Genomic DNA, 18,724 nt, shown 5'->3' with positions numbered 1-18,724 from the left:
GATTATTATCTTTATTTTTTCCGCCAGCGATTTCGTCTTCCCAATTTAACTTGGGATTCTGATTGAGAATTCGGCAACGCTTGGGGACGAGGAAGAAACTGCTGCTCCGCAGAAAAGTAACGCCCTTGCCCACCATAAACCCCGAGCTCAATTAATGTGTTGAGCTCGTTCTGATTCTCAATTCCCACTGCTATAATTTTAGTTTTACTGTTTGCCGCCGCACCTAGCATACTGCGGACAAATAGCTGGTTTTCATGTCGTTGGTCGATTTTTGCTACTAAACTGCGATGAAGTTTAAGGTAACGAATGTCCACTTCTTTTAAATAGTGAGTGCTAACGATGGTACGCCCAGCCTGCCCAACCATTAAGTGGCACCCTAAACCGGCCAGCATTTTAGCGACTGGTCGCATAAAGTCTAAGTGTCTTACAAATTGTGCTTCAACAAACTCAAAACTGAGACACTTTCTCTGCTCACGTGACAACTGTAAGAGTTCATCACGAAACCATTTAAAGTACTCTCGGTTAGAAAATGGCGTTACATTCAAATTGAGCGCATACGATCTTGAGTTATCAAAATGACCCTTAAACTCTCTTAAGAATTTATTAATAACCGACTTATCCATTTGCGCTTCATAACCAACCTGTCTGATCGCAGAAATGAACCGAGACGCTTTAACAATCCCATTCTCAGGATCGCGAATCCGACATGTTAACTCTTCATATAATGATTTTTTATGCGTCGCGTCACTTATTGGGTGCACAGATTGTGCGTAGAGTATCACACTTTCAGGTGTAAGTGCTGTGTCAAATAACGTTCTCCACCTCACACTTCCGCGAGCTTCTTCATCGTGGTTCCATTTTTTGAAGCGACTCCAATTATTGTTATTTTGTAGTTGCGCACTACGCAAAGCAGTCTCGGCTTCATCAATGATTTGGCTGTGTCGCTCACCTTCTTTATAAGTGGTGATGCCAATATGGCACCAGTTGTCTGGATCAAGTGGCTCTGGCGGCATTAACTTTTCTAACTGGCGAATGCATTGCGAGGCGAGGTTAGCCACATCTTTCGCACTTTGGTGCGGTAGAAAAAGCGCAAAATCAGCATCGTAATAACGGGAAAATACAACATCTGGGTATCGTTGAACTAAATTGGACAATAAACTCCCAACTTCAACAATAAACTCATCCGTAATTTGCTTATCTTGCTCTTCTTCAACCAGTTTCCAGTCTTGAATACGCACTAGCAACACGGCGCCGCGAGCCCCACTTTCTAGTAACGCCGATTCCAACTTGCTATCAAATAACACTCGGTTAGCGGTACCGGTTAGCTTATCAAGGAAGGTTTGAGTTCGAATAAAGGTATCAAATCGGCTTCGCTCTTGACGCGCATCTTGTAACTCTTCGATTAATACATCGAGCGCTTCACTGGCGGTGTAAGGCCATTCTTTTTTGTCACCTTTGGCATACTGCTCTACCCTACCAGCCAGGATCATTCTGCCTCGCTCTTCGAGCATTTCGGAGCCTTCTAACTGTTCCTTAAGCCATGCCACGCCGCGCATTAAGCAGAAGATGATCAATATAACGGCAAGCGTGATCGACCAAAGCGCCTGCATTGAGTAGCTGTAACCTAAGTAAGGGGGAATTGCTTTAAAGTGAATCGTGTAATCTTGATTGTGAGTCAGCTGGTACTCAGCCTCAAACAAGACTGACGCTTCCATTTGATGAGAAGTATCTTTGAAGCGATAAACAACGGCGTTGTTGGTCGACAACGTCATTTCGACAATATTGGAAGCCTGCAGCATCTTCGGCATCCAGCGCTGCATAGAATAAGCGGCGTCAGGATCTTCCATCTCCTTGTCGACCACCTCTACGATCCCTTCTAAATAATGGGTGAGATATTCCTGCCCAAGACGTTTAAAAGAGAGGGTGCCACCGACAAACAAGATAAACATGGCGCAGATAACGATCATGGTGACAAAGGCCACCAGCCGTGTGCTTAACTTAAGAGTTGGGGTATACCTCATGAATACCAAATTCCTTTTTTATTCATCATATACCTTATTGAAATATTTATACTTGATAAGAGTTCATCAAACAATCGGATTAGTCTGATAGTGAGAGGCTGGAGCATAAAGAAAATCACACTCATTGATAAGTTTTATTGTTACGCCTAACCTTGCCAAGATAAGCCTGTGAGATCATTAGATTGCGACAATAAAAAAGGCCGCGATATTCGCGGCCTTTTCGATTCAAGCATAAGCAGAATTTAGAACGGGATATCGTCGTCAAAATCCATTGGTGGCTCATTGTACTGCTGCTGTGATTGCTGCGGAGCCTGTTGTTGTGGTTGCTGTTGCTGTTGCTGAGGCGCATTGTACTGCTGCTGAGCTGGCTGTTGAGGCTGACCCCATCCACCTTGCTGCTGCTGTTGACCGCCCATAGGTGCGCCGCCACCTTGAGCACGACCGCCAAGCATTTGCATCACACCATTGAAGCCTTGAACAACGACTTCAGTTGAGTAGCGATCTTGACCACTTTGATCTTGCCATTTGCGAGTTTGCAGTTGCCCTTCAATGTAAACTTGAGAGCCTTTACGCAAATACTCACCTGCTACTTCCGCAAGTTTGCCGAACAACACAACACGGTGCCATTCCGTTTTTTCGCGCTGTTCGCCAGTCGCTTTATCACGCCATGAATCAGAAGTCGCAATAGTAATGTTTGCTACTGCACCGCCATTCGGCATGTAACGAATTTCAGGGTCGTTACCTAGATTCCCCACCAAAATAACTTTGTTAATTCCACGGCTGGCCATGATGTGCTCCGTTTCACTCTGGATATATAAAATTTTAGCGCATTAGAATAGCACGCTTTAATGTTTTGATTAAAGTCTAATACCATTGTGATCTATTGAGTCATCCTCTAGAACCCAAATCGTATTTCAACTTACGTGTGTAGCATTTTTGATTCGCGTTGCAGACATCGTTTCGTGAAGCTTTGAATTCGAACGCATTTATTCAGTAAAGCGATGGTTATGGCCTCTCTTTAATGCCAGTTTATGGCTTCTATCGAACCCAGGGAGATTGGAACACGTGAGAAAGTCGGCTTACGCAAGAAAGCTATTTCTGATCAGTATGGAAGATAATGCGCAAAAAAAAGTGGCGGCACTCGAAAAGTACGTTGATATGAGCATCCCGGTGATTTCAACCGCAGCACTCATGGAAGCCAAGCCACAACACCGTAATAAAATTCTACTGATCGACTTCAGTGAACATAAATCACTTGTTCAATCGATCAAAAACTTGCCTCTTGTATGGAAAAACTTTGAAACCGTTGTCTTCAACGTGCCTAAAAGACTAACCACAGATGAACTTCTTTCATTTGGTCAATTAAAAGGTGTGTTTTATTCTGAAGATACGCTAGAGCAAATTGGAGAAGGGTTAAAAGGCATTGTTAACGGTCAAAACTGGCTGCCGCGTAATGTAACCAGTCAACTTTTACACTATTACCGCAATGTCATTAATACTCATACTGCACCAGCTACGGTAGACCTAACCATTCGTGAGCTACAAGTACTGCGTTGCCTACAAGCTGGCGCCTCGAACAGTCAGATGGCCGAGGAGTTATTCGTCAGTGAATTCACCATCAAATCGCACTTGTATCAGATATTCAAAAAGCTATCCGTAAAGAACCGAGTACAGGCAATCGCCTGGGCAGACCAAAACTTAATGTCATGATGCAATGTGAGCGGCTCTGATAACTGAAATGACGAGTCGCTCATCTTTTTTCCGCACCGAGTCTCACATTTTTTCCTACTTTATTCATGATTCATTGATACCTCTCGTGTTAAAGTTATGCGCAGATTCTTGATAAAAACGAGATAGGATATTCCCCCAATGATAAAAAAATGTCTGTTCCCTGCTGCAGGCTATGGCACTCGCTTCCTACCGGCAACGAAATCTATGCCAAAAGAGATGATGCCAGTCGTGAACAAACCGCTTATTGAATACGGTGTCGAAGAAGCAATCCAAGCTGGTATGAACGGCATGTGTATTGTGACAGGTCGTGGCAAGCACTCGATCATGGACCACTTTGATAAGAACTACGAACTGGAACATCAGATTAGCGGTACCAACAAAGAAGAGCTGTTGGTAGATATCCGTGAAATCATTGAATCTGCAAACTTCACTTATATACGTCAACGCGAAATGAAAGGCTTGGGCCACGCGATTCTAACTGGACGAGAATTGGTAGGCGATGAGCCATTTGCTGTTGTTCTTGCAGATGACCTTTGTGTGAACGAGCAAGAGGGCGTACTGGCTCAGATGGTGGCACTATTTAAGCAGTTCCGCTGTTCTATCGTTGCAGTGCAAGAAGTACCAGCCGAAGAAACGCACAAATACGGCGTTATCTCTGGTGAAATGATCAAAGACGACATCTACCGCGTAGACGACATGGTAGAAAAACCAGAGAAAGGCACGGCGCCTAGCAACCTTGCTATCATTGGCCGCTACATCCTGACTCCCGATATTTTTGAACTGATCGAAAACACTGAACCAGGTAAAGGTGGTGAAATTCAAATCACTGACGCGCTGCTAAAACAAGCAAAAGCGGGCTGTGTATTGGCTTACAAATTCAAGGGCAAACGCTTTGACTGTGGTAGCGTTGAAGGTTACATCGAAGCAACTAACTATTGTTTTGAAAACCTGTATCTAAAAGATGAAAAAACCTCTGAGCTAGGTAAGCACGCAACACAAAAAGCAGTATAAAGCATCGTCTTAGTACGAAATTACTGTATCGAAAGCCCAGCACAACGCTGGGCTTTTTACTTTACTGTTTTTTTATCCAGTAATTTTCTTTGCACATTTCTCACACTATGTAATACTTGCCCCACTTGGTTATACATAGAGCAAAAACGATGGATAAAATAGAAGTTCGCGGTGCCCGAACCCATAACCTTAAAGACATTAATCTTACAATCCCTCGCGATAAACTGATTGTCATTACTGGACTAAGTGGCTCCGGTAAATCCTCTCTCGCTTTCGATACATTGTATGCAGAAGGCCAACGACGCTACGTAGAGTCTCTCTCTGCCTACGCTCGTCAGTTTTTGTCTCTGATGGAAAAACCCGATGTCGACCACATTGAAGGGTTATCACCTGCGATTTCTATTGAACAGAAATCTACTTCTCATAACCCGCGTTCAACCGTCGGTACAATTACCGAAGTCTACGACTACTTACGTCTATTGTATGCTCGTGTGGGCGAACCCCGCTGTCCAACGCATCATGCCCCTCTTGCCGCGCAAACCATCAGCCAAATGGTGGACAAAGTCCTAGAGATGCCGGAAGGCAGCAAAATGATGCTATTGGCGCCTATTGTCAAAGAACGTAAAGGTGAGCATGTTAAAACGCTTGAGAACTTAGCGGCTCAAGGCTTTATTCGTGCGCGTATTGATGGAGAAACTTGCGATCTTTCCGATCCTCCAACCCTTGAACTACATAAAAAGCACACCATTGAAGTTGTGGTAGACCGCTTTAAAGTTCGTCCAGACTTACAACAGCGCTTGGCCGAATCTTTCGAGACAACACTCGAATTATCAGGCGGAATTGCGGTTGTCGCGCCAATGGATGGCGATGGTGAAGAGATTATTTTCTCCGCCAACTTCGCTTGTCCACAATGTGGTTACAGCATGCAAGAGTTAGAGCCGCGACTTTTCTCATTCAACAACCCTGCTGGTGCATGTGGCACTTGTGATGGTTTGGGTGTTCAACAATACTTCGATCCAAGTCGAGTCATTCAAGATGATTCATTAAGCTTGGCACAAGGTGCGATTCGCGGTTGGGATCAAAAGAACTACTACTACTTCCAAATGCTCACCTCATTGGCCGATCATTATGGTTTTGACCTCCATGCCCCTTTTAATTCTCTGCCAAAGAAAACGCAAGATGTCATTCTAAAGGGCTCAGGTCGTACTGAGATTGAGTTTAAATACATCAACGATCGTGGCGATATTCGCGTTAAGCGCCATCCATTCGAAGGTATTCTGAATACCCTAGAACGTCGCTATCGTGATACAGAATCCAACTCTGTCCGTGAAGAGCTTGCGAAATACATCTCCACTAAATCTTGTTCAAGCTGTGGCGGTACTCGTCTACGCCTTGAAGCACGTAACGTGTTTATTGCTGATACGACACTACCTGAGATTGTTGAACTCAGCATTGCTGATGCATTGGAATTCTTCCATTCCTTGAAACTGGAAGGTCAACGCGCCCAAATCGCTGAAAAAGTGATGAAGGAAATCAACGACCGCCTGCAATTCTTAGTTAATGTCGGTTTGAACTACCTAAACTTATCACGCAGTGCGGAAACCTTATCAGGCGGTGAAGCTCAACGTATTCGTTTAGCAAGCCAAATTGGTGCAGGTCTTGTTGGTGTGATGTATGTTCTGGATGAACCGTCGATTGGCCTCCACCAGCGTGATAATGAACGACTCCTAAAAACACTGACTCATTTGCGCGATTTAGGTAATACCGTACTTGTGGTAGAACACGATGAAGATGCGATTCGCTGTGCAGATCATGTCATAGATATTGGTCCTGGTGCTGGCGTACATGGTGGTAATGTTGTTGCGGAAGGCACCATGGAAGAGATAGTCGCGAATCCGAATTCTCTGACAGGTCAGTACTTAAGTGGTGTTAAAGAAATCGCAGTACCGAAAGATCGCACGCCGCGAGATCCGAAAAAAACGGTTGAGCTATTAGGCGCAACAGGTAATAACCTTAAAAACGTTAACCTTTCAATTCCTGTTGGGTTATTCAGCTGTATTACAGGAGTATCTGGCTCAGGTAAATCAACGCTGATTAATGATACTTTCTTTAAAATTGCGCATACCCAACTTAACGGAGCGACAACGGCTCAGCCTTCACCTTATAAATCGATTAAAGGTCTAGAGCACTTCGATAAAGTCATCGATATCGATCAAAGCCCAATTGGCCGTACACCTCGCTCTAACCCTGCAACCTATACGGGGATCTTTACACCAATCCGTGAACTGTTTGCAGGCACACAGGAGTCGCGTTCTCGCGGTTACAAACCGGGCCGTTTTAGTTTTAACGTACGCGGTGGTCGTTGTGAGGCCTGTCAGGGTGACGGTGTTATCAAAGTAGAAATGCACTTCCTACCAGATGTTTATGTGCCATGTGATGTGTGTAAAGGTAAACGCTACAACCGTGAAACGCTCGAAGTACGTTACAAAGGTAAAACTATTGATGAAGTGCTAGAAATGACGGTCGAAGATGCACGCACCTTCTTCGATCCAGTTCCTGCCATCGCTCGCAAACTACAAACACTGATGGATGTGGGTTTGTCGTACATACGATTGGGTCAAGCGGCAACAACACTCTCCGGTGGTGAAGCACAGCGTGTGAAACTGGCGCGAGAGCTATCCAAACGTGATACAGGAAAAACCTTGTACATTTTGGATGAACCAACAACCGGCTTGCACTTCCATGATATCCAGCAGTTGCTCACTGTACTGCACAGACTTCGCGACCACGGAAACACTGTCGTGGTGATCGAGCATAACCTGGACGTCATTAAGACTGCGGACTGGATTATCGATCTTGGTCCTGAAGGGGGTCAAGGTGGCGGCGAGATAATCGCTCAAGGCACTCCGGAAGATGTGTCGCAAATCGAGGGTTCGCACACAGCTCACTTCCTCAAGCCTATGTTGAAGTAGAAAAAACAGGTAAAGTATCGAGACCAGCAAGTGCTGGTCTTTTTTCATTCAAAACAACGCAATAACTATGGCTACTATACATGTAAGTGGAACAAAGCTTTCTCCCGAAAAAGTACAGGTTCCCCTCAATCGCAAGTTTCTCATTGCCTTGGCAACACTATTTGTGTTGGCAATGCACTTTTTCATGCCCAACCCCGGCGGTTCGGGGCTTTCGCTTTCGTTCAATGCGACAACTTGGATTGCTTTTAGCTTTGCATTAGGCATTGGGTGTTACCAACTAGCGAATAATCGAGTGCTACGTTACTCAAAACTAACCATCGGCTTGTTCATTAGTGCTCTTATCATGACAGTGCCCATTCTGTACCCAAATGCGAATAGCAGCTTGGCAGCCAATAAGCTTATTGGCCTGTGGTGTGGTGTCCTGTTCTTTATTGTTTTACAACAATTTCATTTCAGTAATAAACATCGCCAACGCCTATTATGGTTCATTGTCCTTGCGGTTGTTATCGAAGCCATTTTTGGTCTGACACAATATCTGTATCTCAAACCAGGTAATCCGTTTGGTTACGACACGGTGGCCAATCGTCCTTATGGTATTTTCCAACAGCCCAATGTAATGGCCAGCTTTCTTGCGACAGGGTTGGTGATTGCCAGCTATTTACTTGCACGTCAGCCCTACAAATACGACCGTAAGTTAAGCGATGTTTACCTTCTCTATGCCGTGCCAGTTTTAACTTTACCACTAATTGTGGCGTTGGCTTCACGCACTGGTTGGTTAGCCTCGGTCATCGCCGTGTTGTTGGTCATTCCATACATGTACCGTTTTGCAACCAAAGGGCGCTTTATCCGCTGGGTTGTGTCACTTGTAAGTGGGCTCTTATTCTCCGTCGTTGTCATGCATCTTGCCTTTCCTGATGGAGGTGGGTTAGCCGCAGAAAAAGTAAATATGGAGTCTCCTCGAGCGTATACTTTTCCGCAAACATTAGACATGGTGATTGAAAAGCCTTTTACTGGTTATGGATATGGTAAGTTTGAATCTGAGTACATGCTGTATACGGCTCGTCAACATGCCCTAAATGAGAATTACCCAGCTGGTTTGCCAGCCATGGATCATCCGCATAACGAGCTGCTTTACTGGGGAGTAGAAGGTGGCTTGCTGCCAATACTCGGCATCTTCTTAGCGATGGCACTGGTACTGTATCGAATCTATCAAGCCAAACGCGGAACTCGTCTTGCGTTGCTGGCCTTGTTTATACCTATCGCATTGCACTCACAACTGGAATACCCTTTCTACCACTCTCTCGTGCATTGGTTGATCTTCGTTATCCTACTGTACTGGGTCGATAAGCGCGTCTCTCGTTATCGACAAGTCGGCTTTAGTAATGTAACCAAAAGCTTGCTGCGTGTTTTTAGTTTGGTACTTCCCGTTGCGTTTACGTTTTACATGGTAAGCGCATTACATACGAATTATGTATTGACGAAGTTTGAGACCACTAGACCAACTAACCCTGATATTCTGAATCAAGTCAGTAACCCTGTAGTTTGGAAAGACAGGTTTGATTGGGATGTCTATAGCACGTTTTTAAACCTTGGGCTGTACCAACAAGACGCAACCTTGATTCAGCCTTATATCGATTGGTCGCTAAAAATCATCAAAGATAAGCCTCGCCCTGCATTTTATAATAATTTGATTTTGGCCTACCAAGGCTTAGATGACTCAAGTAAAGCGGAGCAAATTAGAGCTGAAGCGCAGTTTTTGTTCCCGAAGATTGATTTCAGTGACGTCAATTACCAGCCACCTTCTCAAGCAATATCTGCCTCACCAGCCCCCACTTCAGGAGCTGAGTAATAAATACCAAAAAGCGAAGGGATGACCTTCGCTTTTCTTTATCTCATTGCTGTATGATTTTATTCAGTGAGTGACTCTTCTAACGCTTTTAAGCACAGCGCAACGTTTTCAGATCGAGCGCCGTAACCCATTAAGCCAATACGCCACGCTTTACCAGCTAATGCCCCAAGGCCTGCACCAATTTCTAGGTTATAGGTTTCTAGCAAGTGAGCACGAACTTTTGCTTCATCAACTCCTTCAGGCACGTAAATCGCATTTAATTGTGGCAACCGATGGGCTTCGTCCACAACAAATTCAAATCCTAACTTTTGTAAGCCATTTTTGAGTTTTTCATGCATCAGTTGGTGACGAGCCCAAGCGTTTTCTAATCCTTCATTTTTCAGTATCAATAAAGCTTCATGAAGCGCATACAAGCTATTAACTGGCGCCGTATGATGGTAACTACGCTTGCCTTCTCCACTCCAATACCCCAAAACTAAACTCTGATCGAGGAACCAACTCTGTACTGGTGTTGTTCTTGCTTGAATCTTTTCAATCGCGGCAGGAGAAAACGTCACTGGTGAGAGTCCAGGTACACATGACAAACACTTTTGACTACCAGAGTAAACCGCATCCAGTTGCCATTCATCCACTTTTAACGGCACACCACCAAACGATGTCACCGCATCAACAATAGATAATGCATTATGCTGTTTCGCGAGCTTACCCAATGCTTGAGCATCACTGACTGCACCAGTTGAGGTTTCCGCATGCACAAAAGCAAGAATTTTTGTGTCTGGGTGCTGTTCGAGTGCTTGCTCGACTTTATCAATGGAAACAGGCGTCCCCCATTCATCATCGACGATAACAACTTCACCACCAGCACGGACGACATTTTCGCGCATGCGTTCACCAAATACACCATTACGGCAAACGATTACTTTATCGCCTTTCTCGATCAAGTTTACAAAGCAGGTTTCCATCCCTGCACTACCTGGCGCTGAAACCGCAATAGTGAACTCATTGTCAGTTTGAAAGGCATACTTCAATAGCTGCTTGAGCTCATCCATCATACCGATAAACAGAGGATCAAGGTGACCTACAGTAGGACGGCTTAGTGCTTGTAACACTTGAGGATAAATATCAGAAGGACCAGGTCCCATTAAAATACGGTGAGGAGGAATAAAGCTTTGGATCGACATGTCAGCTCCTTGATTATCTTTTATCCTGAGCATTCTAAAAGTTCTATTCAATAACATGGCTCAGGTGTAGGGTTCTCCACCCTAATAGATTTTTCCTCTATCAGCAATTAGCCGTAAGTATGGAGGTCAAACCAGTGTCACAAAATCGTTAATAAAAAACACCATAAAGGTTGAAATATTGATTGACATTAAGGCCTCAAAACCGTTCAATGTTTGAGCTTTATGTAGAAGAGGAGCGCTACCCAGGTAGATGATTTGTGGAACCGCAATTCCAACACCAATCATTGAGGGGGAGTAGTGCCGAGGTAAGTCAAAGTTGCAGGATTTGACTTGTCGGTTGAATTGGGCTGAATCCCATCAACTGTCATCAGCGCAGTCTGATGAAGGGCTTCTGAGGGTAAATTTTTCAAATAGCATTCTAAATACCTCTCTTTTTGCTCTGTTCCTTTTCTCACTAAACATTGGATGTACAATTTTTTAGGAAGTCGTGGGAGAACGCAGTGAGCGCATTTAACGTAGCTAAATTCGGTGGAACCAGTGTTGCCAACTTTGAGGCAATGAGTCGTTGCGCCACCATTATCGAAAACAATCCAAATACTCGCCTGGTCGTGAGCAGCGCTTGCTCTGGCGTCACCAACCTATTGGTAGAACTCGCCAACGGTGTTCAGGATCAAACGCACCGTACTGAGCTGCTGCAAAATCTGGCCAACATTCATGACGCCATTTTAACTCAGCTCGAAGACAGCACGAAAACTACTGCCGAGGTGTATGGCATATTAGATACCGTAACCAGCCTGGCCGAGGCTGCATCTATCCAAGCTAGTGCGAAGTTAACCGATCATTTAGTCGCATGTGGCGAACTCATGTCGACGCATATTCTAACTCAGTTAATGTGTGAGCGAGGCATTCAAGCAGTGCGCTTTGATATCCGCGATGTGCTGCGTACTGATGACAACTTTGGTCGCGCGGAGCCAAACATTGAAGCAATTTCGACGCTTGCGCAAGATAAACTCGTACCACTTTGCCAACAATCCGTTGTTGTTACTCAAGGCTTCATAGGATCTGACGAAGCCGGTAATACAACAACATTAGGTCGAGGGGGCAGCGATTACAGCGCCGCCTTAATTGCTGAGAGCGTTAAAGCGGCAGGGCTAGAAATCTGGACTGATGTTCCGGGAATCTACACAACAGACCCGCGAATTGCACCAAAAGCCTCACCAATTCCCGAGATCAGCTTTAGTGAAGCTTCAGAAATGGCTAACTTTGGCGCTAAAATCCTTCACCCTTCTACGCTAGTACCTGCATTGCGCCACGACATTCCGGTATTTGTAGGGTCATCGAAAGAGCCAGAAAAAGGGGGAACTTGGATTCGCCACCAAGTCGAAAGCTCACCGTTATTCCGTGCGCTAGCTTTGCGTTGTAACCAAACCATGGTAACGCTACGCAGCGCCAATATGTTCCACGCATACGGTTTTTTAGCAAAGGTCTTTGAGATCCTTGCAAAGCATAAGATCTCTGTCGATTTGATCACGACATCTGAAATCAGTGTATCGTTAACACTTGATCAAACTGATACCTCTGGCGGAGCACCACAGCTGCCGCAAGCTGCACGAGAAGAGTTAGAAGAGTTATGTAAGGTAGAAGTTGAACATGACCTATGCCTCGTTGCTCTCATTGGAAACAACATGAGTGAGAGTAAAGGCTACGCGAAACAGGTTTTTGGCACGCTAGAAGATTTTAACCTACGCATGATTTGTTATGGCGCTAGCCCTCACAACTTATGCTTCTTGCTCCATGAATCGGTATCGAAACAAGCCATACAAAAACTCCACACTGAGTTGTTTGAGAAGTAAGTTCAACTCAATAAAACAAAGGGCTGCGTATTTGCAGCCCTTTGTCGTTTCATTAGTTGTTACATTTGGACGAGGTAAACATCAATTTAACCGTTAATGTTTGGCCCTAACCATTTTTCAGCCTCGATCCTATCCCACCCCTTACGATCGGCGTAACTCTCTAGCTGATCTTCTTGGATCTGTGCGATCGCAAAGTAACGTGAGTCAGGATGAGAGAAATACCAACCAGAGACTGACGCGCCCGGATACATTGCATAGCTGGAGGTTAGAGTCATACCAATGTTCTCTTCCACATTAAGTAACTCCCAAAGCGGTCCTTTTTCAGTATGTTCAGGACACGCGGGATAACCCGGCGCAGGGCGAATACCTTGGTATTTTTCACGAATGAGATCATCGTTAGATAAATCTTCATCAGCTGCATAACCCCAAATTTCTTTACGGACACGCTCATGCAAATACTCAGCAAACGCTTCGGCTAGGCGATCCGCCACCGCTTGAATCATAATTGCGTTGTAATCATCTCCCTGTGCTTTGTATTCATCAGCAAGCTCTCGTTCACCAATACCACCAGTGACAGCAAATGCCCCTATCCAATCATGTTTACCCGACTCTTTAGGTGCGATGTAGTCGGATAAACAATAGTTGAATCCTTTTGGTTTCTCGGTCTGTTGTCGCAAGTTACGTAATACTTTCACAACGTCGGTACGAGTTTCATCAGCATAAACTTCAATGTCGTCCCCCACGTTCGCAGCAGGGAATAAGCCACACATTCCACGCGCTTTTAACAGGCCTTCTCGCTCAACTCGATCAAGTAACTCGTTGGCATCTTCGAATAAACGTTTTGCTTCTTCACCAACTTCTTCATGTTGGAAAATTGTTGGATACTTACCCACAAGTGACCAAGTCATAAAGAATGGTGTCCAATCGATGTATTGACGTAATATAGCCACATCAAAATCATCGAAGATATGAATGCCAGGCTTAACAGGCACTGGAGGGGTGTAAGCTTCCCAATCGATAGCAACTTTATTCGCTCGAGCAGCTTCTAATGTCACTGGTTTGGTTCTCGGTTTCTTTCGATTATGTTGATCACGTACTCGTTCGTAATCAGCTTCAAGTTTTTCAACAAACTCAGGGCGACGTTCATCTGACAGAAGAGAAGTACATACGCCCACTGCACGTGAGGCGTTGTTCACGTAAACCACTGGATGCTTGTAATTTTGCTCAATCTTAACTGCTGTATGGGCTTTTGACGTTGTTGCGCCACCGATGAGAAGAGGTAAGTTAAAGTCGAGACGCTCCATCTCTTTTGCAACATGCACCATTTCGTCTAATGAAGGCGTGATCAACCCTGATAAACCAATAATATCGACGTTTTCTTCTTGCGCTACTTTTAAGATCTTTTCGCAAGGAACCATGACACCAAGATCGATAATTTCGTAGTTATTGCACTGCAATACAACGCCAACGATATTTTTCCCGATATCATGTACATCACCTTTGACCGTCGCTAGCAAAATCTTACCGTTTGTTTGTCCCACCTGCTTTTCTGCATTGATGTAGGGCTCGAGATGCGCGACTGCTTGCTTCATCACTCGGGCAGATTTTACGACCTGAGGAAGGAACATTTTACCTTCACCAAACAAGTCTCCGACGACGTTCATCCCATCCATTAGTGGGCCTTCAATCACCTCTAATGGCTTTGAAGCGTTGACACGAGCCTCTTCGGTATCATCAACGATGAACTCAGTTATTCCTTTCACTAACGCGTGCTCTAAGCGCTTTTCAACAGGCCAAGTTCTCCACTCAAGTGCAGAGGCATCCTCCTCTTTACCTACCCCTTTGCCTGCATATTCCGCCGCGATATCTAACAATCTCTCAGTGGCGTCATCACGACGGTTAAGAACGACATCTTCCACAGCCTCACGCAATTTTTCAGGCACGTTATCGTAGATTTCTAACTGACCCGCATTCACAATCCCCATATCCATACCATTTTTAAAACAGTGGTAGAGGAACACCGCGTGAATCGCTTCACGTACATAGTTATTGCCACGGAAAGAGAATGAGACGTTAGAAACACCACCCGAGATCATCGCATGTGGTAAATCACGTTTGATATCGCCAACGGCTTCAATGAAATCCACCGCGTAGTTATTATGCTCCTCGATCCCCGTAGCAATGGCAAAAATGTTGGGGTCAAAAATGATGTCTTCTGGTGGAAAGCCCACTTCATCAACAAGAATTCGGTAAGCGTTGGTACAAATTTCTACTTTGCGCTCACGTGTATCTGCTTGCCCAATCTCATCAAACGCCATCACAATCACAGCCGCACCGTAACGGCGGATCAACTTAGCTTGTTCAACGAATTTCTCTTTGCCTTCTTTGAGAGAGATCGAGTTAACAATGCCTTTTCCTTGGATGCACTTAAGACCGGCTTCAATAACCTCCCACTTGGAAGAGTCAACCATGATTGGTACTTTTGAGATTTCAGGTTCTGACGCACAAAGGTTTAAAAAGCGAACCATACAAGCTTGTGCATCCAACATGCCTTCATCCATGTTGATATCGATAATTTGAGCGCCATTTTCAACTTGTTGACGAGCCACATCGAGCGCTTCATCGTACAGCTCTTCTTTAATCAAGCGCTTAAAACGCGCAGAACCGGTTACATTCGTACGCTCACCGACATTGATAAATAAAGAGTCTTTATCAATCGCGAGCGGCTCTAAGCCAGACAAGCGACAAGCAACGGGAAGTTCAGGTAATTGACGAGGGGCGATATTTTCAACCGCGAGTGCCATTTGGCGAATGTGCTCAGGAGTTGTACCACAACACCCACCAATCAAGTTTAAAAAGCCACTTTGAGCCCACTCTTTAACATGCTTAGCCATATCTTCTGGCGACAAATCGTATTCGCCGAATGCATTCGGAAGCCCAGCATTTGGGTGAGCGGAAACAAAAGATTCTGATATACGAGAGAGCTCTTCAACATAAGGACGCAGCTCATCTGGACCAAGTGCACAGTTCAAACCAAACGAAATCGGTTTAACATGACGTAATGAGTTGTAAAACGCTTCTGTGGTTTGACCGGATAATGTCCGACCGGAAGCATCAGTAATAGTCCCCGAGATCATCACAGGTAACTCAATACCCATCTCTTCAAACACACTTTCAACAGCAAATGAACAAGCCTTAGCGTTAAGCGTATCGAAGATGGTCTCGATAAGAATAAGGTCAGAACCACCTTTAATTAGAGCACGAGTCGATTCAGAGTAAGCCTCAACTAACTCGTCGAAAGAAACATTTCGATATCCGGGGTCATTTACATCAGGAGAAATAGAACAAGTTCGGTTCGTCGGCCCTAAAACCCCTGCGACATAACGCGGTTTATCGGGTGTTTTTGCGGTCCATTCGTCTGCAACTTCACGTGCAAGCTTGGCAGCTGCAAAGTTAATTTCTTCACTTAGGCTTTCCATCTCGTAGTCAGCCATCGCAATGGTTGTTGCGTTAAAAGTGTTGGTCTCAAGAATATCTGCACCCGCTTCTAAATATGCAGCGTGAATTTCCTTGATAAGTTGAGGCTGACTTAGAACCAACAGGTCGTTGTTACCTTTTAGATCACAATGCCAATCCGCAAAGCGCGTTCCTCGATAGTCTTGCTCTTCAAGTTTGTACCCTTGAATCATGGTTCCCATACCACCATCAATCAAAAGAATACGTTGCTTCAATTGAGCTTCAATCTGTTGTCTTACGTTACTTCCCACAGTACAGCCTCATTCCTTTAGTTATCTTTCCATCCTATCACACAAGCTTCAGGAGTCTAGACGTCTAAACGTAGAATTAATGATTATTTTATATCCTTCTTAACTTGCAAAATAATCACGAAAAAATGTTTGCTATTTAAGCAGCATCAGCCGAGAATTCCATTCATAAAATGTTACAAATAGAGAGCTCTATGTCGGTCTATCATACTTTATGTTTTCTATCCGCAGCTGCGATGCTAATTGCTTTTGTAAACAGCAAGATAGGAAAGATGCAAACCACCATTGCGATTACCGCAGGTTCAATGGTGCTTTCACTTCTAATCTTAATTGCGGGTCAAAACAACTGGTTCCATCTCACCGAAATTGCGACGGAGACGGTCACAAGGATTAACTTCGAAGATTTCTTGCTCAAAGGCATTCTTGGCTTCTTACTATTTGCTGGTGGACTAGGCATCAAACTCCCGAACCTTAAAGATCAAAAGTGGGAGATCACTGTTTTAGCCCTTGGAGCTACACTGTTTTCTACGTTCTTTATTGGATTTGCGCTGTATGGGTTTTGTCAGTTAATTGGCATCCAATTTGATTTGGTCTACTGCTTACTATTTGGTGCTCTAATATCGCCAACTGACCCAATCGCTGTATTGGCTATTGTGAAAAAACTAGATGCACCTAAACGTATCTCCACTCAGATTGAAGGAGAATCGCTCTTCAATGATGGCTTCGGTTTGGTTATCTTCGTCACTCTATTTACGATTGCATTTGGCACTGAGACACCAACTGTAGGTAGTGTCACCTTACTCTTCATCCAAGAAGCTATCGGTGGTATCACATATGGTTTCGTCCTCGGTTTGCTATTTCACTACTTGATCAGTGCCACCGATGATCACTCAATGGAATTGTTACTTACCATTGGTGTCCCAACAGCAGGTTACGCATTTGCTGAATACATCCATGTATCAGGCCCACTCGCGATGGTTGTATCCGGTATTATGATTGGCAACTGGACACGCTTTATTGGCTTTTCAAAAGAGAGTGAAGATCACCTTGACCATTTTTGGGAGCTTGTTGATGAGTTCTTGAATGGCGTGTTATTCCTACTGATCGGCATGTCGATGCTGCTATTTGAATTCCACAAAGAAGACTGGATCATGATGGCTATTTCAGTCCCTCTTGTACTAGCAGCTCGCTATCTAAGTGTATTTCTTTCTTACATAGGCTTTAAACGTTACAGAAAATATAATCCATGGTCAGTGCGTATTTTGACGTGGGGCGGTTTACGCGGAGGCCTAGCACTAGCGATGGCACTTTCTATTCCATCTGGTATTTGGGTGATTCAAGATAAGTTAATCGATGTAAAAGAGATTATTCTTGTAATGACCTACTCCGTCGTTGTTTTCTCTATCCTCATTCAAGGCTCAACAATCACTCCAATGATTGAAAAAGCAAAAGCAGAAGAGAAGAAGATGGAAGAGAACAACCAAGCAATAACCACTCCGGAACATACGGAGCCAGTGGACTCTTAAAGACACGTAACTTAATAAATAAAAAGCAGCTACCTAGCTGCTTTTTTCATAACTAATTTTCAGACTCCCCTTCAAGGACGAATGCTCCTTATTCTTTGATATACCTTCAAATATACTAAGAATCGCTACGCTACATTTTCATAGATACTAACTATTGCCGATAGATAGTATTCATAGACGAGCCTTTTAATTTACCCATTTTCATCTGTATCCTTCTCTTCCCTTGGCAATATAGGCTCCTCGCAAATATCAAAGCTAAACTTCCACAATACTTAGCAATGAGCGAGTTTGTATTTTTATGAGAAAGAGACATTTAGGGTGAGTGCGTTCAGAACCCAAACGGGTTGGAAACCTCACCGAGATAAAACTGAGCTGGCACTCAGGTAGCAAAGCCTTAACGGAAGTTTAAATCCCTCCCTCTTGAACTCAGTGAGACTAAACTTGTATTCAAAGTCCTCCTGTTTTCAAATTAGAAACAAGCGACAACTCAAACAATTAAGCTCTGTCATATAACTAGATTTTCTAATATCGAATAAAAGGAGCTTTGGTTAGAGCTTGGTATCGGAATAAGGCTAAGACTAAGGCACAGAGTTACATGCTAGCTCGTTCACGACGATATTAAAACCATGTGAAGAGGGTAGTGTACCTCTAGATGCAAGGTTTCAATATGAACGTGGGTTTAAGGTAAGTCGGGGGAACCAGAACGAAAAAAGCCTCAGTCTTTCGACTGAGGCTTAATATAAGTGGCGGAGTGGACGGGACTCGAACCCGCGACCCCCGGCGTGACAGGCCGGTATTCTAACCAACTGAACTACC

General features: G+C 44.3%; 10 protein-coding genes and 1 riboswitch. Of the genes, 6 read left to right on the top strand and 4 right to left on the bottom strand.

From position 1 onward, the window contains the following. Nucleotides 1-11: 11 nt before the first annotated feature. Nucleotides 12-2,021 carry an RNase E specificity factor CsrD gene (gene csrD / locus R7P64_RS20690; protein WP_213973532.1) on the bottom strand — a complete coding sequence of 670 codons (2,010 nt, stop codon included), beginning with the start codon at nt 2,019-2,021 and terminating at the stop codon, nt 12-14. A 242-nt stretch (nt 2,022-2,263) separates the two neighbouring features. Then, complete coding sequence (locus R7P64_RS20685; protein WP_054579428.1) at nt 2,264-2,809, bottom strand: single-stranded DNA-binding protein; 546 nt, start codon at nt 2,807-2,809, stop codon at nt 2,264-2,266. Nucleotides 2,810-3,086: 277 nt separating this feature from the next. Here R7P64_RS20685 and R7P64_RS20680 point away from each other — a divergent pair, with 277 nt between their 5' ends. The 4 genes from R7P64_RS20680 (at nt 3,087) to R7P64_RS20665 (ending at nt 9,584) form a co-directional block, all read left to right on the top strand. Beyond that, nucleotides 3,087-3,731: a LuxR C-terminal-related transcriptional regulator gene (locus tag R7P64_RS20680; protein ID WP_005381237.1), complete on the top strand. Its 645-nt coding sequence runs from the start codon at nt 3,087-3,089 to the stop codon at nt 3,729-3,731. A 159-nt stretch (nt 3,732-3,890) separates the two neighbouring features. Next, nucleotides 3,891-4,763 carry a UTP--glucose-1-phosphate uridylyltransferase GalU gene (gene galU / locus R7P64_RS20675; RefSeq protein WP_005381239.1) on the top strand — a complete coding sequence of 291 codons (873 nt, stop codon included), beginning with the start codon at nt 3,891-3,893 and terminating at the stop codon, nt 4,761-4,763. Between the two features lie 149 nt (nt 4,764-4,912). After that, nucleotides 4,913-7,735, top strand: coding sequence for an excinuclease ABC subunit UvrA (gene uvrA, locus R7P64_RS20670; RefSeq protein WP_005381241.1), 2,823 nt, complete (start codon nt 4,913-4,915; stop codon nt 7,733-7,735). A 67-nt stretch (nt 7,736-7,802) separates the two neighbouring features. Continuing rightward, nucleotides 7,803-9,584, top strand: a complete 1,782-nt coding sequence (locus tag R7P64_RS20665; protein WP_318119157.1) for a PglL family O-oligosaccharyltransferase — start codon at nt 7,803-7,805, stop codon at nt 9,582-9,584. Between the two features lie 59 nt (nt 9,585-9,643). Here the strand turns inward: R7P64_RS20665 and R7P64_RS20660 are convergent, their stop codons facing one another. Continuing rightward, nucleotides 9,644-10,765, bottom strand: coding sequence for an alanine--glyoxylate aminotransferase family protein (locus tag R7P64_RS20660; protein WP_318119158.1), 1,122 nt, complete (start codon nt 10,763-10,765; stop codon nt 9,644-9,646). 220 nt (nt 10,766-10,985) lie between these two features. After that, a riboswitch (Lysine riboswitch) is annotated at nt 10,986-11,164 on the top strand. 101 nt (nt 11,165-11,265) lie between these two features. On the opposite strand from R7P64_RS20660, the gene lysC reads away from it, so the two are divergent. Beyond that, entirely contained in the window at nt 11,266-12,618 is a 1,353-nt protein-coding gene (lysC, locus tag R7P64_RS20655) for a lysine-sensitive aspartokinase 3 (RefSeq protein ID WP_258480517.1), read from the top strand. A gap of 86 nt (nt 12,619-12,704) precedes the next feature. On the opposite strand, the gene metH is transcribed toward lysC, so the two are convergent. After that, on the bottom strand, nt 12,705-16,385 hold the full coding sequence (gene metH / locus R7P64_RS20650; protein WP_318119159.1) for a methionine synthase: 3,681 nt from the start codon (nt 16,383-16,385) through the stop codon (nt 12,705-12,707). Nucleotides 16,386-16,576: 191 nt separating this feature from the next. On the opposite strand from metH, the gene R7P64_RS20645 reads away from it, so the two are divergent. Beyond that, on the top strand, nt 16,577-17,908 hold the full coding sequence (locus R7P64_RS20645; protein WP_318119160.1) for a sodium:proton antiporter: 1,332 nt from the start codon (nt 16,577-16,579) through the stop codon (nt 17,906-17,908). Nucleotides 17,909-18,724: the final 816 nt, after the last annotated feature.

Origin of the sequence: Vibrio sp. 2304, assembly GCF_033339475.1 — a bacterium.
In the GTDB taxonomy this organism is placed as follows: Bacteria; Pseudomonadota; Gammaproteobacteria; order Enterobacterales; family Vibrionaceae; genus Vibrio; species Vibrio alginolyticus.
This window is presented reverse-complemented; position numbering and strand designations above follow the sequence as displayed.